We start from the raw sequence: 22174 nt of genomic DNA on the forward strand, positions 1-22174 counted from the left end.
GATAACTACTGAAATCGACAAAATCTTTTGTAACAATTGTGCAAACGAATATTTTACAAAACAACATATCTGTACAGATTTCCGAATTTTGCCACAATAAATTGACTTAACATTGTAAAAATCTTATAATTTTAACATAAGGCATATTACTGCCGTATATATTGAAAGAAGGTTTTTCATAATGGCAACAAAAAAGACTACAGCCTCTAAGGCAGTAAAGGCTACTACAACTACTGCAAAGGCTGACGCAAAAACAGAAAAGGTAGCTACAGTTGCTACTAAGGCTACTGAAAAGGTAACTGCTCCTGTTAAGGCAGAAGCTACTAAGAAAGTAGAAACAAAGACAGTTGAAACTAAGGTTGCACCAAAGGCTACAACTGCAGAAGTTAAGGCTGAACCTAAGAAAGCTGAAAAGGTAGAAGAAAAGAAAGTAGAAAAGGTTGCAGAAAAAGCACCTGCAAAGAAAACTACTGCTAAAAAGACTACTACAAAGAAAACAGCTACTAAGAAAACTACAACTAAGACACCTACAAAGAAGATTACAGAAAAGACTCCTTCAAAGAGAGTTCCTTCAGCTAAGAAGGCAGAAACTCCTGCTAAGGTAGAAACTGCTGTAAAGGTATTTGTTGAATATAACGGTGCTAAAGTTGCTCTTGAAGATGTTATCAACAATGTTAAAATTGTTAATGGTAAAGACGCAAAGGAAATCACTGTATATCTAAAGCCTGAGGATCAGAAAGCATATTTTGTTGCCGATGGCGAAGCAAAAGAAATGGATGTTTTCTTCTGCTAATTTCATATAGCTATTTACTTAAACCACTTGTATTTATGCAAGTGGTTTTTCTTTTGTTTTTAACATAATTTTTCATTGACAAGATTGTTTTATAAGGTGTACAATAATAATAGCCCTATTGGGCAAATTTTTATGTAATTGAGGTGAAATCGTGGACGCTGGAGGTAGTTTAGGCTCGGTTCCCGGGAAAAGCACAAAGATGTTCTGTGGACTTCTAGGGTTCATAGATTTCTTTTAGATTTTTTCGGGGAAAGATTCTTTACTTTGACTAAAATTTAAATAAGAAAGGAGTTTTCCCCATGGAAACAACAAGTACTGTTACTTTGCAAGATACTATTGAAACTCTGCTAAAGAGCAAGAAGTATGCAACATTGCGTGACATACTTACAACAATGAATCCTGTGGATATTGCCGCAATTTTTGAAGAACTTCAAGATGAGAAAATGCCACTTCTCTACAGACTATTGCCAAAAGATATTGCTGCCGATACTTTCGTAGAAATGGATGACGAAACCCAAAAGTTTCTTATTCATTCACTAAGTGATACTGAGCTTAAAGAAGTTTTGGACGATATGTTCCTTGATGATATGGTTGATATGATTGAAGAAATGCCTGCTAATGTAGTTAAGCGTATTCTTCGTCAAAGTTCTCCGGAAGAAAGAAAACAAATTAATATGTTGCTGAAATTTCCAGAGGATTCAGCCGGTTCAATTATGACAACTGAGCTTGTTATTTTGCGACCTAGTATGACTGCCGAAGAGGCAATCAAAAGAATCAGAAGAACAGGTGTTGATAAAGAAACTATCTACACTTGTTATGTTGCCGATAATCTAAGTAAACTTATCGGTATTATCACTATTAAAGATTTGCTACTTGCTGATGATGATACAAAGGTTTCTGAACTTATGGACACCAATGTTATCTCTGTTATGACACTAACCGACCAGGAAGAAGTAGCAAGTATTATTAAGAAATATGACTTCCTAGCAGTACCGGTAGTTGATAAAGAAAATCGTCTTGTTGGTATTATCACAGTTGATGATGCCGTTGATGTTATGCAAGAAGAGGCTACCGAGGATATTCAGAAAATGGCTGCTATCACACCTAATACCGATACACCATACCTAAAGATAGGTATTTTCGAAACATGGAAAAGCCGTATTCCTTGGCTACTGTTACTGATGATTTCTGCCACATTTACAGGTATGATTATCAGTTCATTCGAAGACGCTTTGGCTTCTTCTGTTGTACTGACTGCATTTATTCCAATGCTTATGGATACAGGTGGTAACTCAGGTAGTCAGTCCTCAGTTACAATTATTCGTGCATTGTCACTACATGAAATACAGTTTAAAGACCTTGTAAAAGTCATATGGAAAGAAGTTAGAGTTGCCCTAATGTGTGGTGTTGCTCTTTCCCTTGCTGCTTTTGCAAAGGTAATACTGGTTGACAGAATTCTCCTAGGCAACCCTGATGTTACTGTTTATGTTGCATTGGTAGTTTGTTTAACTCTTGCAATTACTGTTGTTGTAGCCAAAATCATAGGTTGTTGTTTGCCTATGTTTGCTTACAAGTTAGGATTTGACCCTGCTGTTATGGCATCACCGTTTATCACAACAATTGTTGACGCAGTGAGCCTTGTTGTTTATTTCTTAATTGCAACAAGTATTTTACACTTATAATTTAACCATTAAATCACCTTTCATTTTTACAATAGACTTCAACATTTTATTGTATTTTGAAAGGTGTTTTTTATTTTCCTCATTAATAAAAGTAACCCTTTACCGAGTGGCAAAGGGTTTTCCTTTTAAATATTCTTTTTACAAAAATCTTTCATACAACACTGTTCACACTTAGGCTTTCTTGCGTCACAAGTTTTTCTGCCGTGAAGTACAATTCTGTGGCAAAAGTCATTACTTTCTTCCGGAGGAAGTAAATCTCTAAGTATAAACTCTATTTTCTTTGGGTCTTTCTCATTATGCAAACCTAATCTTCTTGTAATACGGATACAGTGAGTATCAACAACTACTGCCGGTTTACCGAAAATATCACCCATTACAAGGTTAGCAGTTTTTCTGCCTATACCGGGAAGTTTGATTAGTTCTTCCAATGTATCAGGCACAACACCGTTGTACTGTTCTGTTAAGGCTTTACCCATTGCAACAAGGGACTTAGCCTTAGTCTTATACAGTCCACAGGACTTTATTAATTCTTCAACATCCTCTACATTTGCATTGGCAAAATCCTCAGCACATTTATACTTTTCAAATAGGGCAGGTGTTACCATATTTACTCTTGCATCGGTACATTGTGCTGCAAGTCTTGTGGCAACTAATAGTTGCAGTGGGTCTTTATATGTCAGCGAGCAGATTGCATCAGGAAATTCTTTTTTCAGTGCATCTACTGCAAGAAGTGCAATTTCTTTCTTAGTCATAGCTTTTCCTCATTAATAAAATATTTACTTCATTATATCACAGTAAATTTTCATTGCAAATATTTATTTACTATGTTAAAATCCACTTAGGTGATAATATGTTTAAAAACTACATTTTTGATTTATACGGAACACTAATCGACATTAACACAGATGAGTGGAGTGACGATTTGTGGGAAAAGATGGCACTATTTTACAGTTATAAAGGTGCTAAATACACAGGCAAAGAATTTCACAAAGAATATAATCGTCTTTGTAAGGAAGAAAAGGCAAGAATCAAGGCTGTTCATCCTGAATACAAAAATAATGTTGACATTAAGATTGAAAAGGTTTTCAAGGAACTTTTCAACCTAAAAAATGTTGAAGTAACTGATGAAGAAGTACTGAATGTATGTGCAATCTTCCGTTGCTACTCAACAAAATATGTTAAGCTGTATGACGGTGTAATTGATTTACTGGACACACTAAAGGCTAAAGGCAAAAAGATTTTCTTGCTATCAAATGCACAAAGAAGTTTCACTATGAATGAAATGAATATGCTGGGACTAACACCATATTTTGATGGTATTTTTATCAGTTCAGACAGAGAAGTAAGTAAGCCTAATCCTTGTTTCTACAACGGTCTAATCGAAGAATACGGACTTGACAAAAAGGAATGTGTAATGATTGGTAATGACTACAAGGCTGACATTAACGGCAGTAAAAGAGCAGGTATTAAGAGCCTATACATTCATCAATCAATCAGTCCTGAAATTAAAGGAAAAGTAAATACACCATACCAGATTATGGACGGTAATGTTTACAAAATTAAGGAACTAATCGTAAAATAGCAGATAGTAACAAAGCCTTATCCACAAGGATAAGGCTTTTAAAAATTATAATAATATTCTTTTTTCAAAGTATTCATTGCACTTAGGACAATGGACTTTGTGTTTACCACGCTGATACTTTACTCTAAGTTGAGCTTTACAGTAAGGGCATTTTACATATCTATGGGTTTTACGGTCATGCCACATTCTCTTTAGAAGATTAAATTTCTTACTGATGCCACTTGTAATTGAAAGGAATTTACGGTTTTCGTACATTCTTTTCTGAATATTTTTTGACAAACTTCTATACACTATTAGCACAATTACAAGTATATCTAAGATACCGATAACCCAAAATCTTGTAAACATCCAAATAATTTGAAGTACAAGCCAAAAAATCAGCAAAGCCATATTTAGCTTATCGTGACCATATCTGCCGTTCATAAATTGAGCTATTTTGTAAAAAAAGTTTCTCATTATACTCTTCCTTTGATTTTTATTTTCACATTATATCACATAGAAAATAATTATTCAAATCATTACTACTTGACAATTATATACATTTAAATGATAATTATATTACAGAAAGGTGATTATATTATGAAAAAAATTATCTCACTCTCACTTTTAATAATAATTTCTCTAGCCATATTTACCGGTTGTAAGGATACAAAAACATATAATGTTTTAATCAAGGACAACAACTCACCTTATAGCAATTTTGAAGATAACAAGGCAAAGGGCTTAGAGGTTGACTTATTAGATGCTATTAGTAAGGAAGAAAATTTCACTATTAACTATGTAAATGATTCAGAAAAGGATGATTACATTTCTGCAAGTAGTGAATTAATAAATGAGAACGGTAATTACGATTCAACAGACAGTTACTATCAAAAGGGTATTATCTTTACTACTAAAGATGACAGCAATATTAATTCTTACGAACAGTTACTTCATCAGAAAATCGGTGTTATAAAGGACAGTTACGGTGAGGATTTTGCAAACCAAATTGCACCACAGTACAACCTAACAGTTAAGGAATACACTACAGAAAAGGAAATGTATCTTGATTGCAAAAATAACAAAATTGCAGGTTTCTTTGATGATACATTAAGTGTTAAATCAGCTATTAAAAAAGGTGAAAAATTCAAAACCTTTGAAAATGAAGAAAAGACCGACTCACTTTCACTAATGGTTAATAAAGGTGAAGAAAAAGAATTTGTAAAAGCCTTTAACTCAGGTCTAAAGAAGATTATGAGTAACGGTAAATATGAAAAGATAGTTAATAAATATAAATAAACTTATCTACCATAACACAAAAGGCCGACAGTTAAGCTACTGTCGGTCTTTTTTTTAATTTTGGAAAATGAAGTTTTGAGAATTTATAAATAGCTTACTTTAGTTAGCAACTTCTGCAAGTTTCTTCGTGATACGAGCCTCTACTTCTAAATAATATGCTGCATCAGCTACAGATAAATCGTCTGTTTTTTCATCTTTAAAACTTTGCATTTTTTCAGCATATTCTTTTGTATATTTAGCATAATCAGTTGCCATTGATACAATATCAGTAGAGTTATTGTACTTCTTCATAAAGTCAACGTAGTCGTTGAAGAAATCTTCATATGTATCCATAATTTTCTTAAATTCCGGTGATATATTGTCAGATGAAGAAGTTGACTTTTTACTTGACTTTTTCTTAGAACTCTTTGTTGTTTTCTCTGCAGTTGTTTCTTGTTCAGGAGCATTTATAATAATATCCATTGTTTCTTCATCATCTTGATAATACACTGATAAATCATATCCTTTTTTATCCTTAGCAGTGTACATACCATCTACACTGGAATAATCCACATCAAAGCCTTTTTTCTTACAATCATTTACGTAACTTTTGAAATCATCAACAGACACCTCAGAAATAGTAGCTTGATAGCTATCCTCACTATCTATTGAAATTTTTCCTTTTGTTGACTTTGGTTTTGGTGCTAAACTACCAATACCGGATGTTGCCCAAGTTATTGTAGTATATTCCTCACTGTCACTTCCACAACCTGTAAACACCACACCTGATGTTCCCACAACCAATAGAGCCATAACCGTACATAAAATTTTCTTAACAGGGTTTTTCATATTAATTCCTCCTTATTTGAATTCCCTGTCTATATAGTAAATTATTATTATAGCTATTTGTTATGCTACTAGCATACAACCAATGTAAAAAAATAGGGTATAATATTATACAATTTAACATATTATTATACTTTGTCCAACAATAAAGTAAGGTTAGGGATTATCACCATAAGGGCTACACCAATAATTTTTAGAATAGTTTTCTTGCTTTGCTGAGTGCCTTTACCTAAAAATCTGCTAACATTTCCAACATCAAAGAAACATATGTATGGCACTAAAGACCAAGCAACAAAACCATTTATCAAACTCTCAACATCACCATTGATAAAAGTTACATCAATAGCACAATATAGTAAAATAAAATAAAGTACATATCCAATTATAGCAATAACCTTATGTGAAGTTTTGTTACTGCGAAAACCGGGTAGATTAAGCAAGAATTTATCGGCAAATGACAACTTTTCATTACCGTTACCCTGTAATGCAAGTTCCATTTGATACACATTGGAATATCTGTCCTCTTCCTTGATTTGGGTTGCTTTCTTAACTATTGACGCATATTTACCACTACACAATTTTTCATTAGGCATTTTACCTGTTAGCATAAAGTTAAGCAATACACCCATAGCATAAATATCTGCACCAAAACCGGTTTGGGTAAATCCAAATTGTTCGGGAGAAGCATAACCTGCTGTACCCATTACTGTAGTATCTCTGGAGGCACTTTGCTTTCTTTCTCGTGAAATATTAAAGTCAATCAGCTTAATGTTTCCCTCGTAATCTACCATAACATTGTTTGGTGTAATATCCCTATGGATAATGTTTCTGTTGTGCAAACTTTCTACACCACTACAAAGTTGCACCATCCACTTTTCAGCAATTTTAGGGTCAACTCCCATTTTGTTATAAACAATTTTATCCAAGTTATTGCCAAATACAAATTCACATAGGCAATTACAGTTTATACCGTCATCCATAACATCATATATTTCCATCAAGTTAGGGTGTTTAATTTTCATTATATCCTTCAAAACAGGAAGGTTCTGTCTTGGCAAAATTTTCAGAATCATTTGTCTTTGTAAGTAATCATTATACACAACAACAGTGTTCTTATTTATCTGACCAATCTCTCTAAATTGCCAAAGAAGTAATTTACTTTTATCCATTACATACCCCTTGATAATTTGCTAAAAATATTATAACATATAAAATATAGATATAAAAGAGGTTTACTATGAACAAGAAAACAGATGATCTTTTTAAAATCTTAGAAAACGGTGAAAATATAGGGGAGTATTTCTCTGAAAATATTGAAGAAATTTATCCCGATAGCATACCGGAAATTTTGGCTTATTTTCTGAAAGAAAAAGGCTTAACAAAAAGCCAAGTCCTAGACAATAGCCTTATTGAAAAGCACTATGGCTACCAGATTTTTTCCGGTACAAAAAAGCCCAGTAGAGATAAAGTTATTATGCTATGCTTTGGTATGGGACTTAACCTTAGGGAAACTCAGTCTTTCCTAAAGAAATGTACATATAGTGAACTTTATCCAAGGAATAGGCGAGATGCTGTTGTAATCTTTTGTTTGCAACACGATTGCTCTATTATGGAAACCAATGATATACTTTACGAATACAGTTTACCTGTTTTTATGTAAAAAAATCTGCACCTCATTTGAAGTGCAGATTTTTTCGTTATTTACAGTTTTTTCTGTATATATAAATGTGTTTTACCACTATTCATACCTTATTTAATGCCATACATTCTTTTGGCATTTTCTGTTGTAATGTTGATTAGCTCTTGTGTGTCCATATTTTTGATTTCAGCAATCTTTTCAGCAATATAGCCGATATACGAACTGTCGTTTCTTTTTCCTCTATAAGGCACAGGAGCTAAGTAAGGAGCATCTGTCTCAAGTAGTAGTCTGTCAACCGGTACTGCCTTTGCTACTTCTACCGGCACTCTGGCATTCTTAAAAGTAACAACACCACCAAGAGAAATGTACATACCCAGCTTTAGGACTTCCTTTAACATTTCTGTACTGCCACTATAACAGTGCAAAAGTCCCTTTGGCTTATACTTTTTCAGTAACTCCATACTGTCGCCATGAGCCTCTCTGTCGTGAAAGACTACCGGCATATTAAGGTCATTGGCAAGTTTAAGCTGAGATTTTACAACCTCTATCTGCTTATCCTTTGGAATATCCCAATGATAATCAAGTCCGATTTCACCAATGGCAACTATCTTCTTATTTTCAGATATTTCTGCCACTTTGTCAAGATAATTTTCTTGTAAATTTTCTAAACATTCAGGATGAATACCAACTGTACCATACACAAAGTTGTATTTACTGCAAAGGTCAAGTACAGTTTTTACATTTTCAAGGTCTGTACCGTTAGTTACAACACCACAAACACCTTTACCGGGTAAACTTTCCACAAGACTATATCTATCTTCATCAAACCATTCGTCATCATAGTGACAATGACCGTCAAAAATATTGTTATACATATATTCTCCACTATTAGAGGTTAGAAGAACTAACCTCTAATACTTTAAGTAAAATTAAGAAATTTTGTTACCTGCAGGAATTTCATTATCTAGGAAGATAACCTTTACATCATCACCGGTACTTGCAGCAAGAATCATACCGTTGCTTTCAACGCCACAAAGTTTTGCAGGTTTTAGGTTAGCAACAAGAACAATCTTCTTGCCAACAAGTTCATCAGGCTTATAATAAGGAGAAATACCTGAGGCAACTGTTCTGTCCTTTTCACCGTCAAATACTGTTAGTTTTAATAACTTCTTAGACTTCTTAATAGGTTCACAAGCCTTGATTTCACCAACACGAAGTTCTACCTTTGCAAAATCATCAATACCGATTTGTGCAAGGCCTTCAATCTTTGGTGCAGTTTTCTTTTCGTTCTTCTTTGCTTCTTCTTGCTTTGCGTGAATTTCAGCAAGTAACTTTTCAGAATCAAGTCTGTTAAATAGAGGAACTGCCTTGTTAACCTTTACACCCGGCTTTAATGTGCCAAATGAATCAAGTGTATCGTAATCCTTATTGTCACAATTTAGCTGTTCCATAATCTTGTCTGATGTTTCAGGCATAAATGGTGAAAGTAAAATTGCAATATATCTGATACCTTCAAGTAGGTTGTAAAGTACTGTACCAAGTCTTGCTTTCTTTTCTTCATCCTTAGCTAATGCCCAAGGCATTGTTTCGTCAATGTACTTGTTGCATCTCTTTGCTAAAGCTACAATAGTTTCTAGTGCATCAGCAACTCTATATGTTGTTAGTAGTTCATCAACCTTTTTAACTGTATCAGTACAAGCAGTCTTGATTTCAAAGTCAAGAACTTCTTCAGCAGTTGGTTCTTGAATAACACCGTCAAAATACTTGTTGTTCATAGCAATAGTACGGTTAACTAAGTTACCGATTGTATTAGCTAGGTCAGAGTTATATCTTTCAAAGATTGTTTCATATGTGATAGAACCATCGGATGCATAAGGCATTTCTGATAGTAGGTAATATCTAACTGCATCAACACCGATTAGCTTTACAAGGTCATCAGCATAAATAACATTACCTCTTGATTTACTCATTTTGTCCTGACCGAATAGTAGCCATGGATGAGCAAATACCTGTTTAGGTAGTGGTTCACCGAGAGCCATTAGCATAATTGGCCAATAGATTGTGTGGAATCTTAGAATATCCTTACCGATAATATGAACATCAGCAGGCCAGTACTTTCTGTACTTGTCGCTATTTTCGCCACAATCATAACCTAAAGCAGTGATATAGTTTGATAGTGCATCAATCCATACATAAATAACATGCTTAGGGTCAAAGTCAACAGGAATACCCCACTTAAATGATGTACGGCTAACACATAAATCCTGAATACCCGGTTTAATAAAGTTATTAACCATTTCCTTTTTACGGCTTTCAGGATAAATGAAGTTAGGATGTTCTTCAATAAAGTCCTCTAGTTGTTTCTGATACTTAGATAGCTTTAGGAAATATGCTTCTTCCTTAGCAGGTTTTACTTCTCTGCCACAGTCAGGACACTTACCGTCAACTAACTGGCTTTCTGTCCAGAAACTTTCGCAAGGTGTACAGTAAAGACCTTCATATTCGCCCTTATAAATATCACCTTGGTCATATAATTTCTTAAATATCTTTTGAACTGTCTTTTCGTGATGTTCGTCAGTTGTTCTAATAAAGTGATCGTAAGTTGTATTTAATAGATCACAAATTTCTTTAATTTCTCCGGCAACCTTATCAACATATTCCTTAGGAGTTACTCCGGCTGCCTCAGCATATTCTTCAATCTTCTGACCATGTTCGTCAGTACCTGTACAGAAGAATACATCGTAGCCCTGCATTCGCTTATATCTTGCAATAGCATCTGTCATAACAATTTCGTAACTGTTACCTATATGTGGTTTTCTTGAAGTGTAAGCGATAGCAGTTGTAATATAAAATTTCTCTTTATCGCACTTTTTACACATAATACTCACTCCTTGTCCCATAATATCATTATTAATTGTGTAGTAACACTTATATTTCATTATAACAAAGTGAAGATAAAAATGCAATTAATATGTATTAATTTATATTAATTCTCATATAATATATTAGTATTTTAAATTTATTCTTTAATTCTCTTCTAAATTTCACTCAAATTTTAAAAATTAAAAAACTTAAACAACAAGAAATTATCTACTCAAAAGTCATTTTAAACTTATTTAAACACCAATTTTACGATAATTTTAAAAGTTTTTTATATTTTTTATATATAGCCCTTGACAAGTATATATAGATTTGATATACTGTATTTACGCCAAAAGGAATTGGCGTGTTTTTATGAATATCGCAGGGTAGAGCAGTTTGGTAGCTCGTCGGGCTCATAACCCGGAGGTCGCTGGTTCAAATCCGGTCCCTGCATCCAACAAAGCACTAGTTTCTCAACTAGTGCTTTTTCTTTTTTCTCTATTTCATTATAATATAAAAATAAAACCTAAGCGTATAAGATAATACACTTAGGTTTTATTATTTTTGTTAATACACAATTTAATTCTAATACATTCTCTACAATTAGCGTCAGGATTAAATTCCAATACCTCACAAACTACTATATTATTTTTATTAATTCTTTCCGTTACTTGTCGAGAGTAGTATCTAGGAATATATCCTAGTTTAACACCCTCTACATTATAAATTTCAACCGCATATTCATCCTTAGAATTTTCTGGTTCTAATTTTAAAATAAGTTTATCACCATTATGAATATTAACATTACTAAAATCACAAATATTATTTTCACAAGGTAAATAATGACTTATTCCTGCTATATAAAAATACCTTAATACTATTTCTTCTTCATCAAAAATAGGATCGATAAATTCAAAAGTATCAATCGGCAATCTAGCACCACTATTTTTCAAAAGCAAATATTCATCATATTCATTCATATTGTATTTTTGTAAGATTTTCTCAATCCCACGTCTTTTCTTATCAGGTAATCTGCTACTAAACACAGGAAATAACTTTGTGCTTTTATATTTTTTATTAAAATCCTTAAATGCCTCAATTCCGGAAAAACCATTTTTTCTTGCCTCATCTATATCTTCGGCATAGGCAAATTCGAATCCACCATTTTTCGACAAAATACCAACTACATACTGTCTTCTTGATTCTGGTTGTTTCCAAATTAAAAATAAATAATCTTTACCATTTTTTCTAGACATCTATTTCACCTCTCTTTTCAAACAACACTTTTATTATCTTAACTCTTTCTAGAAGAAATTTCAAAATAAGTTTTTTACGTTTAGCTGATAATAAGTTATTCGGATACCTATTTAATATCCTATTAATATTATCTTCTGTCATTTGTTTCGCAATATTAGTTACAATATCTCCACAATAAATTCTATATGTATCTTTTCTAAAAAGATATTTTAACACTTCTGTAAACATAGGTTCTTTCTTTTTAGATTTATCAACTCTTATTCGTGATTTTGATTTTGTTGTAACTAAAGCTTTAAATCGACGCACATCTTTAAATATATTATCTATATCAGACTCTTTAATATAACAACACAACGATGAACCATTATCATATAAAGGTGAAAATTTATATCCATAATCAGCAGATTTAAGTATTGCCCAATTACTATGGTGCCTATCCGTATTGCCTATTAACGCATCAAAAATAATCATTTGAATAAATTCTCTTTCACATTCGAGATCTTTGGCAATCGGAAAAATCATTTCTAATGAATAATAAATACCATTACGAAGGTCAACCATTTTGTCTATATCATAATCTTCATATATTTCGCTAATGAAAGCTATACCTTCTCTTAACTCTTCATTCTCCTTATTTATACAGTAACTCATCGATCCATATCTATCTTCGTATTTACCAATATCAATTTTAGCACAAGGAATTTCTAAAAGAGTTGCTATATCATATGCTAATTTTTCAGATATATGTTCATATGTTATATTTCCATCTATATCCTGTTTGGGAAACTTAAATAGTCCAATCATATCATCGGAAGTAAGCCATATTTTCTCACTTCTACCGCTTCCCATCGAATTACCACTATATTCTTCCCAGCAACTAAAATCTTTAATTTCCATAGAAATAACCTTCATTATGTGTATCCTATGTATAATTTTAAAGCCAAATGTAGCCATTGTCAATAAAAAATATAAATAAACATCTTCTTATCACTCTCAGTGGGACATTTTTGGTACAGTGATTATTACAAATAATAAATTTATCTATACTGATTATTGACAAGCAAAATTTATTTTGCTATGTTTTTTATAGAAATATTTTACACTAATTAAAATAATAGTAGAAAGTCACACCTTTCTTTGGAGGAAATATGGTAACTGTAAAACCGGATTATTATGATGATTTTAGGTGCTTAATGGGAGAATGTCCCTCATCTTGTTGCACATTATGGCAGATTGATGTTGACGAGAAAGCATATGAATATTATCAAAAGTTAGACACACCATACGGTGAATACATAAGAAGTCAAATTGATAACATTGGGGATGAACATTGGATTAAGGTTTACAATGGCAGATGTGCATTTTTAAATGACGAAAATTTATGTGATATGCACTGTCAAATTGGACCTAAGCATATGGCATTTACTTGTAGGCAATATCCTGACTTTACTATTGCTTGTGATACATATGAAGTAACCGGCAGAACTTTATCTTGTCCCTATGTAGCAAACAGAATTGTCAGAGAAAAATCAAAGACGAAGTTAATTGTTGAAGGCAAATCTAATGATGAATATGAAAATGAAATTTTCCACATTGTAAATAAGTGCATAGAAATTGCACAAGATGACTCTATAAAATATCGTGATAGAGAAAAAGCCATTATTGACTATATCCGTAAAGAACAAATGTACCTTGTGGAGAAATTCAAGGTTGATGAAATCTTTATGACAGAGGATAACAAAACAATATGGGACTATTGCGACACATTAAACAGTCTAAATGTTGTAACTGAAAAGTGGCCTAAAATTCTCAGCCAACTTGAAGAACTTGAATATTCCGAAAATGACATTGTAAAATTTGAGGAGTATTTAGGTGATAGAGAAAAGGAATATGAAAATATTTTAGTCTATTTTCTATACAAACATATTATGTACGGTACTAATGACGGTAATGTATTTCAGAGAGTTAGGTTTGCTATTATTGCAACAAGAATAATCTTTATGGTTGGACTGATGAAATTCATTGAAAATGAGGAATTTACAACAGAAGATAATATTAAAGTAGCATATATTTTCAGCAAAGAAATTGAACATGATGATGAAAATATTGATACAATTTTGGAAGATATTTCTCTGGGTATGATTTAGACAATTTTCTCAGCAATTACCGGTATAATTATTACTGGTGATTAATTTGAAGAAAATATTTATATTATTATTTTGTGTTGTTTTGTTGTTGGTAACTTTCTGTGGTTGTGGCAGTAGTGATGAAGAACTTAGAAAGGTTAGTAATAACTCAACTAATGTATCTGTAAAAGTTAAAGTTCCACCATTAAATAGGAACTTAAATGCTGACACCTCAACTACCACTGCAAGTAGCAATAAAGTTAAAGAAAGTTCAACTGAATTTTCCACAATCTCAAAAGAAAATGTGGAAAAAGAAATTGAAAAATCAACCACAAAATCAAATAATTTCAAAAGTAAAAATAAAAATAACCCTACTAAAAATCAAGAAAAATCTACATTATCATTTTTTGATGAAGATTAGTAGGCAACAGAAAACCCATTTCTAAATAGAAATGGGTTTTGTTATATAATATTAAAAATCAGTCTTTAAACAAATCTTTGATTTTATCCATAAAGGACTTTCTCTTCTGATAATTCTTATCAGTAGTTACCTTTTGAAGTTCCTTGATAAGTTCCTTTTGCTTTGTATTTAGGTTCTTAGGAATTTCAACAGTAACCTTAACATATTGGTCACCACGACCTCTGCCGTTTAGGTTAGGAATACCTTTGCCCTTTAGTTTGAAAATATCATTAGGCTGGGTACCTTCATGAACAGTATATTTAACATTACCGTCAAGTGTAGGTACGGTAACTTCAGCACCTAAAGTTGCCTGTGCAAATGTAATTGGCATTTCACACCAAACATCATTGCCTCTTCTTTCAAATACTGCATGAGGACGAACATTTACAAATACATGTAGGTCACCTGCAGGACCACCGTTAACACCGTCATTACCATGACCACCAATGTTAAGAATCTGACCGTCTGCAATACCGGCAGGAATTGTAACATCAACTGACTTTGTCTTACGAATTCTGCCCTTACCGTCACAATGGTGACAAGGTTTTTCAACAATTTTACCTTGACCATGACAAGCGTCACAAGCCTTTTGAGTTTGAACCACACCGAAAGGTGTTCTTTGGTTAATTGTCACTCTACCTGAACCGTTACAAGATGTACAAGTCTTTGGACTGGTACCCTTTGCGGCACCTGTACCGTTACATTCAGGACAAGTTGAGATAACCTTGTACTGAATCTTTTTCTTAGCACCCTTAGCTGCTTCTTCAAATGATACATATACACTTGTTTCAACATCAGTACCTCTTCTTGGTGCGTTAGGGTTGGCTCTTCTGCCACCTCCACCAAAGCCACCAAAGCCTCCGAATACAGAGTTGAAAATATCACCTAAGTCAATATCCTGACCAAATGGACTGCCACCAGGGCCACCTGCACCAAAGTTAGGGTCAACACCGGCATGGCCAAATTGGTCATATCTTGCTTTCTTTTCTGAGTCAGAAAGCACTTCATATGCTTCGTTTACTTCTTTAAATTTTGCTTCAGCCTCTTTATCACCGGGATGTAAGTCAGGGTGATATTTTTTTGCTTGTTGTCTAAAGGCCTTTTTTATATCTTGTTCAGAGGCATTTTTATCAATACCAAGAACTTCATAGTAATCTCTTTTATCTGCCATTTTATAGTCACCTCGTTTTGAGAGTACATATTTCTGCAGTTAATTATAACTGTACAAATCTATACTTTCAAGTATTTTTTTAATACAGCACATATCGTTGGGTGGCAAAAGCCACCCAACGATTCTGTGTTTTGATTATGAGAAAGGAAATACGAATTAATCTACATCCTTGAAATCTGCATCATAAACATTGCCGTCATCACCGTTGTTATTGTTTGGTGCACCACCCATATCAGGAGCTGGACCAGGCTGAGGCTGACCGTTTGGAGCAGCCTGCTGATATAGTTTCTGAGAAACTGACATTAATGTTTTTTCTAGGTCTTCCTTAGCAGTCTTGATTAGGTCTGCGTCGTTCTTCTGACAAGCATCCTTAACTGCCTGAGCCTTTGTATTTAGAGCAGTCTTGTCTTCTTCTGCTAGTTTGTCGCCATTTTCGTTAACAAGTTTTTCTGCCTGATAAGCCATATTTTCAGCTTCATTCTTAGCGTCAACTGCTTCTCTTCTCTTCTTATCTTCAGCAGCGAACTGTTCAGCTTCCTTAACAGCCTTATCAATATCGTCCTTGCTCATTGATGTTGAGTTACTGATTGTAATTTTCTGTTCTGCACCTGTACCTAGGTCCTTAGCAGATACATTAACGATACCGTTAGCATCAATATCAAAAGTAACTTCAATCTGAGGAACACCACGCATTGCAGGAGCGATACCTGTTAGAGCAAATAGACCTAACTGCTTATTATCTCTTGCAAATTCTCTTTCACCCTGTAGAACATTGATTTCAACCTGTGTCTGGTTATCAGCAGCAGTTGAGAAAATCTGGCTCTTCTTTGTAGGGATTGTTGTGTTTCTGTCGATAATCTTAGTCATTACGCCACCCATTGTTTCAACACCTAGTGATAGTGGAGTAACATCTAGAAGTAGTAGGCCGTCAACTTCGCCACCAAGAACACCTGCCTGAATAGCTGCACCGATAGCAACACATTCATCAGGGTTAATGCCCTTAAATGGTTCTTTGCCGATTAAGTTCTTAACAGCTGTCTGAACTGCTGGGATTCTTGAAGAACCACCAACCATAAGAACCTTATCAATTTCGTTAATTGATAGACCTGAGTCGCTTAGAGCCTGTTTAACAGGACCCATTGTTGACTGTACCAGGTCAGCAGTTAGTTCATCAAACTTTGCTCTTGATAGAGTTAAGTCAAGGTGCTTAGGACCTGTCTGAGTAGCTGTAATAAATGGTAGGTTAATAGCAGCCTGAGTAACACCTGAAAGTTCAATCTTAGCCTTTTCAGCTGCTTCCTTTAGTCTCTGCATAGCCATCTTATCAGATGTTAAATCAACACCCTCAGCAGTCTTAAATTCCTGAACCATCCAGTTGATGATTCTCTGGTCAAAGTCATCACCACCAAGACGGTTATTACCGGCAGTAGCTAGAACTTCCTGAACACCATCGCCCATTTCGATGATACTTACATCAAATGTACCACCACCAAGGTCATAAACCATAACCTTCTGGTCGTTTTCTTTATCTACACCGTATGAAAGAGCAGCAGCTGTTGGTTCGTTGATGATTCTCTTAACATCAAGACCTGCAATCTTACCTGCATCCTTAGTTGCCTGACGCTGAGCATCTGTAAAGTAAGCAGGAACTGTAATAACAGCCTGAGTTACTGTTTCGCCTAGATAAGCTTCTGCATCTGACTTTAGCTTCTGAAGAATCATTGCTGAAACTTCCTGTGGTGTATATGATTTGTTGTCGATTGTTACTTTATAAGAAGTACCCATTTCTCTCTTAATTGATGAGATAGTCTTTTCTGGGTTTGTAATAGCCTGACGCTTTGCAACCTGACCAACCATTCTTTCGCCGTCTTTACCGAAAGCAACAACTGATGGAGTTGTTCTTGCACCTTCTGCATTAGCGATAACTACAGGTTCGCCACCTTCAATAACTGCTACACATGAGTTTGTTGTACCTAAGTCAATACCAATTGTCTTTGCCATAATAAATTACCTCCGAATATATTTACTATATAAATGTTAATTTCTAATTTATGTTAATTGTAATTAGTCACAATTAGCTACCTGAACCATTGCGTGACGGATAATCTTGTCACCAATCTTGAAACCTTTTTGATAAATCATTGAGATTTGATTTTCTCCAACTTCTTCACTTTCTACCTTAGCAATAGCATTATGAATATTTGGGTCAAATTCATCACCGATTTCACCAAAGGCCTCAACCTTTAACTTATCCATAGAAGTTTTGAACTGGTTTTGAATCATCTCAAGACCTTTCAAAAATTCCTGTGGTGCATCTTTTGCATTTTGCAAAGCCATTTGTAAAGCATCTGCCATTGGTAGTAACTGTTCAACTGCCTTTGCTGTTGCATCATCATAAATACCTAACTTTTCTTGTTGTGTACGCTTGCGATAATTATCATACTCAGCTGCAAGTCGCATATATTTTTCTTTTTCTTTTTTTAGCTCCTCTGTCAGCTTTTCTTCTGCAGTAGGCTCTTTTTCTTCTGTGGCTTCTTCGGCTTTAGTTTCTGTTTCTGTAGCTTCTACAGTTTCTTCCTGAGCCTTAGAATTTTTCTTCTTTTCTTCTTTAGCCATTATTTCATCTCCTAATCTGCCTCAAGCAGTTCACTTATTAATTCACCGGACTTTTCAGCTACATATTCTGTTGCCGAAACAATGTCCTTATAACTCATTCTTTGTGGGCCAATAACGGCAACTGCACCTGCCATTGAACCACCTAAGTTATATCTAGAAACAACAATTCCTGAATTAGAAAGCTCATATTTACCACTTTCCTCGCCAATAATAACCTTTGTACCGGTGTTCATTGTAAGTAATTCGGAAACATTGTTTTTGTCACTTAAAAACTTTAAAATATCTCTTGCTGAAAAAATATCAAAATCATTTAAGAACAACAACTTAGTCATTCCACTTTCAGCTACCGATATGTGAGAGGCTTCTTTTGCTGCGTCCCTAATTGCCAAAAGAACATTTGGCATAAAGAATGAAAGTTCACCAAAACCTAAAGCAGTGGTTTGGATAAAAGCCTTTGTAATATCTTTTAGTGGAAGTCCTGCAAAAGATTTGTTAAGCGCTTCATCAAACACTCTAAGCATATCAGGTGTTAAAACAAATTCTGTTCTAAATAACTGGCTCTTAACCATACCTGTTGAAGTTATCAGTACAACCATACCGGTATATCTGCCTGTTTGTACAAACCTTAGCTTATGGACTCTTGAATTACCCTCAGGAGGTGTTGTTGCAACTGAAGGCAAACCGGTTAACTCAGTTAATAGAGTTGACGCTGCATTCAGTACACTTTCCGGTGACTCAGCTCTTTTTCTCAAGAAAGAATCTGCATATTGGGTAAATCGTGGATTAAGTTCTGTCTTTTCCATTAGGTTATCAATATAATAGCGATAACCTTTTTGTGATGGGATTCTACCGGCTGAAGTATGAGGTTGAATTAAGTAACCTTCATTCTCAAGGGTAGCCATCTCATTTCTAATAGTAGCAGAAGAAACTTCAAAATCTAAAGCAGCTTGAAGTGTTTTTGAACCTACAGCCTCACCATCAGCAATGTAAGACTCAACAACACAGGAGAGGATTTTCTTTTTTCTGTCTGATAGACCCATTTAAATCGCCTCACCGTTTATTCTTCTTGTTTAGCACTCTACACACCCGAGTGCTAACTACAGTTATTACTTTAGCACCGAGAGTGCTAAAAGTCAATACTTTTTTAAAAAAATATCTGAAAAAATATAGTTTTTCTTTACTTTATTTAAATATGTATATATAATATAAATTGAAAGGTAGGTTTTTCGACTATGAGTGACATTTTACCTTATTTATATGCAATCCTTTGGTTCTTACTTGCCATTGGTACTTTTGCTTTTGGAAAGAAAAATAAATTAGGTGCAATTACAGTTGTTGCTTCCATTATGTTTATTTTTATGGGCATATGGTGGACTATTGACGCATTAATACCTAGTGTTAGCTTACTAAAAGGTACTTACGGAATTATTGTCAGAGTTGTTATAGCTGTATTTGTATTAATTATGCTATTTATGTATTTACGAATCAAAAAGAACGGGAAAAAGTAATTTTTCTTATTTTTTGCCTACAAATCCTTGTGTTTTACAGAATAGCACCACAATATGTTGATTTTTTAAAATATATTTGAAAAATTTGAAAAAAACACTTGCATTTTTGCAATAATAATGCTACAATAAGCCTTGCGTTATGATTTAATAATATTTTTTGGAGGTGAGACAATGCCAAACATTAAATCAGCTAAAAAGCGTGTTAAGGTTATCGCTACAAAGACAGAACAGAACAAGATGATTAAGTCTAACCTAAAGACTACAGTTAAGAAAGCTTATGAAGCAATCGAAAACAACGATGCTAACAAGGCTGAGGCAGTTAGTCTTGCTACAAAGAAGATTGACCAGGCTGCAGCTAAGAACATTATGCACAAGAACAAAGCTGCTAGAATGAAGTCATCTTTAGCTACTAAGGCAAACGCTTAATTTAATGAAATGTAAGCAGAGTTTTTAACTCTGCTTTTTTCTTTTGTAAAATTCACTTGATTTATTGACTAATTTAATTAAAAGTGATAAAATAATCTACATTAGATAGACTAATTATATCGACTTTGATATTTAGGAGGTATTTTGAGATGAAAAAGATATGTGGAATGAGCGTTAGCGTCTTTGTTGCTTTAGTTTCCTCAGTTGTTGCACTTCTTGCAACTGTAACAACCTTCTTTGTTATTAAAGAAAAGAAGAAAAAGGATGACGAAGAACTAGAACGTTACCTAGATAGTTCAATTCAGTAATTTTTAGGACTGACTTACTTGGTAGGTCAGTCTTTTTTTGTACTGATTACACCCTTGTATTTTTAGCCGAAATACAGTAAAATTAAAAGGTATTATTATTTTAGGATTGGTGATTTTATGGATTGGACAGAAATTACTGTTACAATAAACAACAAGGATGTTGACATTACTTCCGATATAGCTAATGAGGTTGTACCTTATGGTATCTATATTGAGGACTACACAAACCTTGAACAAGATGTTGAAGAAATTGCACACATTGACCTTATTGATGAGGACTTATTAAAAAAGGATAGGACTAAAGCTAAGGTTCATATGTATATTAGTTGCGAGGACAATCCTCTTGAAGCAATCAGTCAGATTTCCGAAAAGTTAAAGGAAGCTAATATTGAATTTACTATTGATTCACTTGACTGTGCCGATGAGGATTGGCTTAACAACTGGAAACAATATTTTCAGCCTACACCTATTGGCGAAAAGCTATTGATTCGCCCTACATGGAGAGAAAACTATGACCCACAAGGTAGAATTGTAATTAACCTAGATCCCGGTCTTGCCTTTGGTACAGGTACTCACGAAACAACAAGCCTATGTCTTGGTGTACTTGAAAAGGTTGTTACAGAGAATTCTACTGTACTTGATGTTGGTTGTGGCAGTGGTATCCTTGCTATTGCATCTTTATTACTGGGTGCAAAGAAGGCAGTAGGTGTTGATATTGACGGTCTTGCTGTTAAGACAGCTAAGGAAAATGCTGAACTTAACAATGTATCGGACCGTTTCACTGCTATTGAAGGTAACTTTACAGAAAAGGTTACCGGCAAATACGACATTGTTGTTGCAAACATTGTAGCAGATGCAATTATGTTCCTATCAGAAGGTGTCAAAGAGTTTATGAAAGAGAACTCTATATACATTATGAGTGGCATTATCGACACTAGAGCTGATGAAGTTATTGAGTCAGTTTCAAAGAATTTTGAAATTACAGACAAGTTGTTCTTAAACGGTTGGTACTGTTTAACTGCAAAAATTAAATAATTCATATATCTATCACATAGATACTTTATAATACTAACTAACAAAAATTTTATCCTTCGGAGGGAATAATAATGAATAAGAAAAACACAATAAACTTAATCCTATCTGCTTTTTTGGTAATTGCTTTTATCGTATGCACATACTTCTTTAGCACACTTAACCAGACATCTACAGTACAAAATGCGATTAACGCACTTGTAACAGTAGTATTTGGCTTAATTCTATTTTATGCAACAAGAGTTGGTGACGGTAAACCTGTAAAGAGATTTAGTGTTGTTACATTAATTATTATGGTACTACCATCACTTTACATTTTACTTACAAGTCTTGCACCAACACTACCACTGGGCGATACACTTGGCAACAGCTCTATTGTTGTTTGCTTAGCAGGTGTAGCTCTAGGTTATGGTATTCCATATACATTCCTAAGTGGTTTTGAAGTAGAAAGAGAAGAAGTAGAAGAAGGCAATGTTGAAGGTGGCATTATGGAAGAAATTGATGCTACTGATGAAAACGAAACTGACGAAACAGAAGAACTTGAACAGAATGAGGAAGTAACAGAAGACGATACTCCTGTTGAAGATAATCAAGAATAAAAAGAGGTAA

24 protein-coding genes and 1 tRNA gene are annotated in these 22174 nt (G+C 34.0%); 13 read left to right on the forward strand and 12 right to left on the reverse strand.

All coding sequences use genetic code 11. The features are described 5' to 3' along the window. Positions 1-181 precede the first annotated feature (181 nt). Together WMO18_RS01790 and mgtE are read left to right on the forward strand one after the other, a co-directional pair. Positions 182-793 carry a DUF6465 family protein gene (locus WMO18_RS01790; protein ID WP_211148108.1) on the forward strand — a complete coding sequence of 204 codons (612 nt, stop codon included), beginning with the start codon at positions 182-184 and terminating at the stop codon, positions 791-793. 299 nt (positions 794-1092) lie between these two features. Beyond that, positions 1093-2475 carry a magnesium transporter gene (mgtE, locus tag WMO18_RS01795; RefSeq protein ID WP_211148107.1) on the forward strand — a complete coding sequence of 461 codons (1383 nt, stop codon included), beginning with the start codon at positions 1093-1095 and terminating at the stop codon, positions 2473-2475. A gap of 125 nt (positions 2476-2600) precedes the next feature. Here mgtE and nth read toward each other — a convergent pair whose 3' ends face one another. Next, positions 2601-3227 carry an endonuclease III gene (gene nth, locus WMO18_RS01800; RefSeq protein ID WP_022504755.1) on the reverse strand — a complete coding sequence of 209 codons (627 nt, stop codon included), beginning with the start codon at positions 3225-3227 and terminating at the stop codon, positions 2601-2603. Positions 3228-3325: 98 nt separating this feature from the next. Here nth and WMO18_RS01805 point away from each other — a divergent pair, with 98 nt between their 5' ends. Further along, positions 3326-4057: an HAD family hydrolase gene (locus WMO18_RS01805; protein ID WP_211148106.1), complete on the forward strand. Its 732-nt coding sequence runs from the start codon at positions 3326-3328 to the stop codon at positions 4055-4057. 45 nt (positions 4058-4102) lie between these two features. Here the strand turns inward: WMO18_RS01805 and WMO18_RS01810 are convergent, their stop codons facing one another. Beyond that, a complete protein-coding gene (locus tag WMO18_RS01810; protein ID WP_211148105.1) occupies positions 4103-4513 on the reverse strand; it encodes a hypothetical protein in 411 nt (136 codons plus the stop codon). Between the two features lie 123 nt (positions 4514-4636). On the opposite strand from WMO18_RS01810, the gene WMO18_RS01815 reads away from it, so the two are divergent. Further along, a complete protein-coding gene (locus WMO18_RS01815) occupies positions 4637-5335 on the forward strand; it encodes a transporter substrate-binding domain-containing protein (RefSeq protein ID WP_329980217.1) in 699 nt (232 codons plus the stop codon). A 99-nt stretch (positions 5336-5434) separates the two neighbouring features. Here WMO18_RS01815 and WMO18_RS01820 read toward each other — a convergent pair whose 3' ends face one another. Together WMO18_RS01820 and WMO18_RS01825 are read right to left on the reverse strand one after the other, a co-directional pair. After that, positions 5435-6163 carry a DUF6591 domain-containing protein gene (locus tag WMO18_RS01820; RefSeq protein ID WP_367286254.1) on the reverse strand — a complete coding sequence of 243 codons (729 nt, stop codon included), beginning with the start codon at positions 6161-6163 and terminating at the stop codon, positions 5435-5437. Between the two features lie 125 nt (positions 6164-6288). Continuing rightward, positions 6289-7329, reverse strand: coding sequence for a serine/threonine-protein kinase (locus tag WMO18_RS01825; RefSeq protein ID WP_211148317.1), 1041 nt, complete (start codon positions 7327-7329; stop codon positions 6289-6291). 68 nt (positions 7330-7397) lie between these two features. Between WMO18_RS01825 and WMO18_RS01830 the strand changes: the two genes are divergently transcribed. Next, positions 7398-7820: a hypothetical protein gene (locus WMO18_RS01830; protein WP_022504762.1), complete on the forward strand. Its 423-nt coding sequence runs from the start codon at positions 7398-7400 to the stop codon at positions 7818-7820. A gap of 89 nt (positions 7821-7909) precedes the next feature. On the opposite strand, the gene WMO18_RS01835 is transcribed toward WMO18_RS01830, so the two are convergent. Both WMO18_RS01835 and metG read right to left on the reverse strand, forming a co-directional pair. Next, positions 7910-8674: a TatD family hydrolase gene (locus WMO18_RS01835; protein ID WP_211148318.1), complete on the reverse strand. Its 765-nt coding sequence runs from the start codon at positions 8672-8674 to the stop codon at positions 7910-7912. A 54-nt stretch (positions 8675-8728) separates the two neighbouring features. After that, entirely contained in the window at positions 8729-10678 is a 1950-nt protein-coding gene (gene metG, locus WMO18_RS01840; protein WP_211148319.1) for a methionine--tRNA ligase, read from the reverse strand. A gap of 363 nt (positions 10679-11041) precedes the next feature. Between metG and WMO18_RS01845 the strand changes: the two genes are divergently transcribed. Continuing rightward, positions 11042-11118, forward strand: a tRNA-Met gene (locus tag WMO18_RS01845). Positions 11119-11209: 91 nt separating this feature from the next. Here WMO18_RS01845 and WMO18_RS01850 read toward each other — a convergent pair. Continuing rightward, on the reverse strand, positions 11210-11917 hold the full coding sequence (locus WMO18_RS01850; protein WP_367286255.1) for an HIRAN domain-containing protein: 708 nt from the start codon (positions 11915-11917) through the stop codon (positions 11210-11212). Next, positions 11910-12815, reverse strand: a complete 906-nt coding sequence (locus WMO18_RS01855) for a HipA domain-containing protein (protein WP_367286256.1) — start codon at positions 12813-12815, stop codon at positions 11910-11912. The genes WMO18_RS01850 and WMO18_RS01855 overlap by 8 nt, the downstream gene beginning before the upstream one ends. Before the next feature lie 251 nt (positions 12816-13066). On the opposite strand from WMO18_RS01855, the gene fliB reads away from it, so the two are divergent. Together fliB and WMO18_RS01865 are read left to right on the forward strand one after the other, a co-directional pair. Then, positions 13067-14065 carry a flagellin lysine-N-methylase gene (gene fliB, locus WMO18_RS01860; protein ID WP_294670944.1) on the forward strand — a complete coding sequence of 333 codons (999 nt, stop codon included), beginning with the start codon at positions 13067-13069 and terminating at the stop codon, positions 14063-14065. A gap of 46 nt (positions 14066-14111) precedes the next feature. Further along, entirely contained in the window at positions 14112-14465 is a 354-nt protein-coding gene (locus WMO18_RS01865) for a hypothetical protein (protein ID WP_367286257.1), read from the forward strand. A 58-nt stretch (positions 14466-14523) separates the two neighbouring features. On the opposite strand, the gene dnaJ is transcribed toward WMO18_RS01865, so the two are convergent. From dnaJ to hrcA, 4 genes are all read right to left on the reverse strand, one after another. Continuing rightward, on the reverse strand, positions 14524-15675 hold the full coding sequence (dnaJ, locus tag WMO18_RS01870) for a molecular chaperone DnaJ (protein WP_138156693.1): 1152 nt from the start codon (positions 15673-15675) through the stop codon (positions 14524-14526). Between the two features lie 156 nt (positions 15676-15831). After that, positions 15832-17676 carry a molecular chaperone DnaK gene (dnaK, locus tag WMO18_RS01875; RefSeq protein WP_022505144.1) on the reverse strand — a complete coding sequence of 615 codons (1845 nt, stop codon included), beginning with the start codon at positions 17674-17676 and terminating at the stop codon, positions 15832-15834. A gap of 63 nt (positions 17677-17739) precedes the next feature. Beyond that, positions 17740-18291, reverse strand: coding sequence for a nucleotide exchange factor GrpE (locus WMO18_RS01880; RefSeq protein ID WP_211147623.1), 552 nt, complete (start codon positions 18289-18291; stop codon positions 17740-17742). 11 nt (positions 18292-18302) lie between these two features. Continuing rightward, complete coding sequence (gene hrcA / locus WMO18_RS01885; RefSeq protein ID WP_211147624.1) at positions 18303-19331, reverse strand: heat-inducible transcriptional repressor HrcA; 1029 nt, start codon at positions 19329-19331, stop codon at positions 18303-18305. A gap of 192 nt (positions 19332-19523) precedes the next feature. Between hrcA and WMO18_RS01890 the strand changes: the two genes are divergently transcribed. The 5 genes from WMO18_RS01890 to WMO18_RS01910 all read left to right on the forward strand — a co-directional run bounded on the left by WMO18_RS01890 (position 19524) and on the right by WMO18_RS01910 (position 22164). After that, positions 19524-19799 carry a hypothetical protein gene (locus WMO18_RS01890; RefSeq protein ID WP_211147625.1) on the forward strand — a complete coding sequence of 92 codons (276 nt, stop codon included), beginning with the start codon at positions 19524-19526 and terminating at the stop codon, positions 19797-19799. Between the two features lie 171 nt (positions 19800-19970). Next, complete coding sequence (gene rpsT / locus WMO18_RS01895) at positions 19971-20225, forward strand: 30S ribosomal protein S20 (protein WP_022505148.1); 255 nt, start codon at positions 19971-19973, stop codon at positions 20223-20225. A 149-nt stretch (positions 20226-20374) separates the two neighbouring features. Continuing rightward, a complete protein-coding gene (locus WMO18_RS01900; RefSeq protein ID WP_022505149.1) occupies positions 20375-20533 on the forward strand; it encodes a hypothetical protein in 159 nt (52 codons plus the stop codon). 117 nt (positions 20534-20650) lie between these two features. Next, positions 20651-21568, forward strand: a complete 918-nt coding sequence (gene prmA, locus WMO18_RS01905) for a 50S ribosomal protein L11 methyltransferase (RefSeq protein ID WP_211147626.1) — start codon at positions 20651-20653, stop codon at positions 21566-21568. A 71-nt stretch (positions 21569-21639) separates the two neighbouring features. Continuing rightward, positions 21640-22164, forward strand: coding sequence for a hypothetical protein (locus WMO18_RS01910; RefSeq protein ID WP_211147627.1), 525 nt, complete (start codon positions 21640-21642; stop codon positions 22162-22164). Positions 22165-22174 lie beyond the last annotated feature (10 nt).

It is taken from the genome of Ruminococcoides intestinihominis, from assembly GCF_040096285.1.
In the GTDB taxonomy this organism is placed as follows: domain Bacteria; phylum Bacillota; class Clostridia; order Oscillospirales; family Acutalibacteraceae; genus Ruminococcoides; species Ruminococcoides intestinihominis.

What these genes read in the sequence shown, in the direction of transcription:
- WMO18_RS01790 (WP_211148108.1), top strand. Translation starts at nt 182, where the DNA reads ATGGCAACAAAAAAGACTACAGCCTCTAAGGCAGTAAAGGCTACTACA.
- mgtE (WP_211148107.1), top strand. Translation starts at nt 1,093, where the DNA reads ATGGAAACAACAAGTACTGTTACTTTGCAAGATACTATTGAAACTCTG.
- nth (WP_022504755.1), bottom strand. Translation starts at nt 3,227, where the DNA reads ATGACTAAGAAAGAAATTGCACTTCTTGCAGTAGATGCACTGAAAAAA.
- WMO18_RS01805 (WP_211148106.1), top strand. Translation starts at nt 3,326, where the DNA reads ATGTTTAAAAACTACATTTTTGATTTATACGGAACACTAATCGACATT.
- WMO18_RS01810 (WP_211148105.1), bottom strand. Translation starts at nt 4,513, where the DNA reads ATGAGAAACTTTTTTTACAAAATAGCTCAATTTATGAACGGCAGATAT.
- WMO18_RS01815 (WP_329980217.1), top strand. Translation starts at nt 4,637, where the DNA reads ATGAAAAAAATTATCTCACTCTCACTTTTAATAATAATTTCTCTAGCC.
- WMO18_RS01820 (WP_367286254.1), bottom strand. Translation starts at nt 6,163, where the DNA reads ATGAAAAACCCTGTTAAGAAAATTTTATGTACGGTTATGGCTCTATTG.
- WMO18_RS01825 (WP_211148317.1), bottom strand. Translation starts at nt 7,329, where the DNA reads ATGGATAAAAGTAAATTACTTCTTTGGCAATTTAGAGAGATTGGTCAG.
- WMO18_RS01830 (WP_022504762.1), top strand. Translation starts at nt 7,398, where the DNA reads ATGAACAAGAAAACAGATGATCTTTTTAAAATCTTAGAAAACGGTGAA.
- WMO18_RS01835 (WP_211148318.1), bottom strand. Translation starts at nt 8,674, where the DNA reads ATGTATAACAATATTTTTGACGGTCATTGTCACTATGATGACGAATGG.
- metG (WP_211148319.1), bottom strand. Translation starts at nt 10,678, where the DNA reads ATGTGTAAAAAGTGCGATAAAGAGAAATTTTATATTACAACTGCTATC.
- WMO18_RS01850 (WP_367286255.1), bottom strand. Translation starts at nt 11,917, where the DNA reads ATGTCTAGAAAAAATGGTAAAGATTATTTATTTTTAATTTGGAAACAA.
- WMO18_RS01855 (WP_367286256.1), bottom strand. Translation starts at nt 12,815, where the DNA reads ATGGAAATTAAAGATTTTAGTTGCTGGGAAGAATATAGTGGTAATTCG.
- fliB (WP_294670944.1), top strand. Translation starts at nt 13,067, where the DNA reads ATGGTAACTGTAAAACCGGATTATTATGATGATTTTAGGTGCTTAATG.
- dnaJ (WP_138156693.1), bottom strand. Translation starts at nt 15,675, where the DNA reads ATGGCAGATAAAAGAGATTACTATGAAGTTCTTGGTATTGATAAAAAT.
- dnaK (WP_022505144.1), bottom strand. Translation starts at nt 17,676, where the DNA reads ATGGCAAAGACAATTGGTATTGACTTAGGTACAACAAACTCATGTGTA.
- WMO18_RS01880 (WP_211147623.1), bottom strand. Translation starts at nt 18,291, where the DNA reads ATGGCTAAAGAAGAAAAGAAGAAAAATTCTAAGGCTCAGGAAGAAACT.
- hrcA (WP_211147624.1), bottom strand. Translation starts at nt 19,331, where the DNA reads ATGGGTCTATCAGACAGAAAAAAGAAAATCCTCTCCTGTGTTGTTGAG.
- WMO18_RS01890 (WP_211147625.1), top strand. Translation starts at nt 19,524, where the DNA reads ATGAGTGACATTTTACCTTATTTATATGCAATCCTTTGGTTCTTACTT.
- rpsT (WP_022505148.1), top strand. Translation starts at nt 19,971, where the DNA reads ATGCCAAACATTAAATCAGCTAAAAAGCGTGTTAAGGTTATCGCTACA.
- WMO18_RS01900 (WP_022505149.1), top strand. Translation starts at nt 20,375, where the DNA reads ATGAAAAAGATATGTGGAATGAGCGTTAGCGTCTTTGTTGCTTTAGTT.
- prmA (WP_211147626.1), top strand. Translation starts at nt 20,651, where the DNA reads ATGGATTGGACAGAAATTACTGTTACAATAAACAACAAGGATGTTGAC.
- WMO18_RS01910 (WP_211147627.1), top strand. Translation starts at nt 21,640, where the DNA reads ATGAATAAGAAAAACACAATAAACTTAATCCTATCTGCTTTTTTGGTA.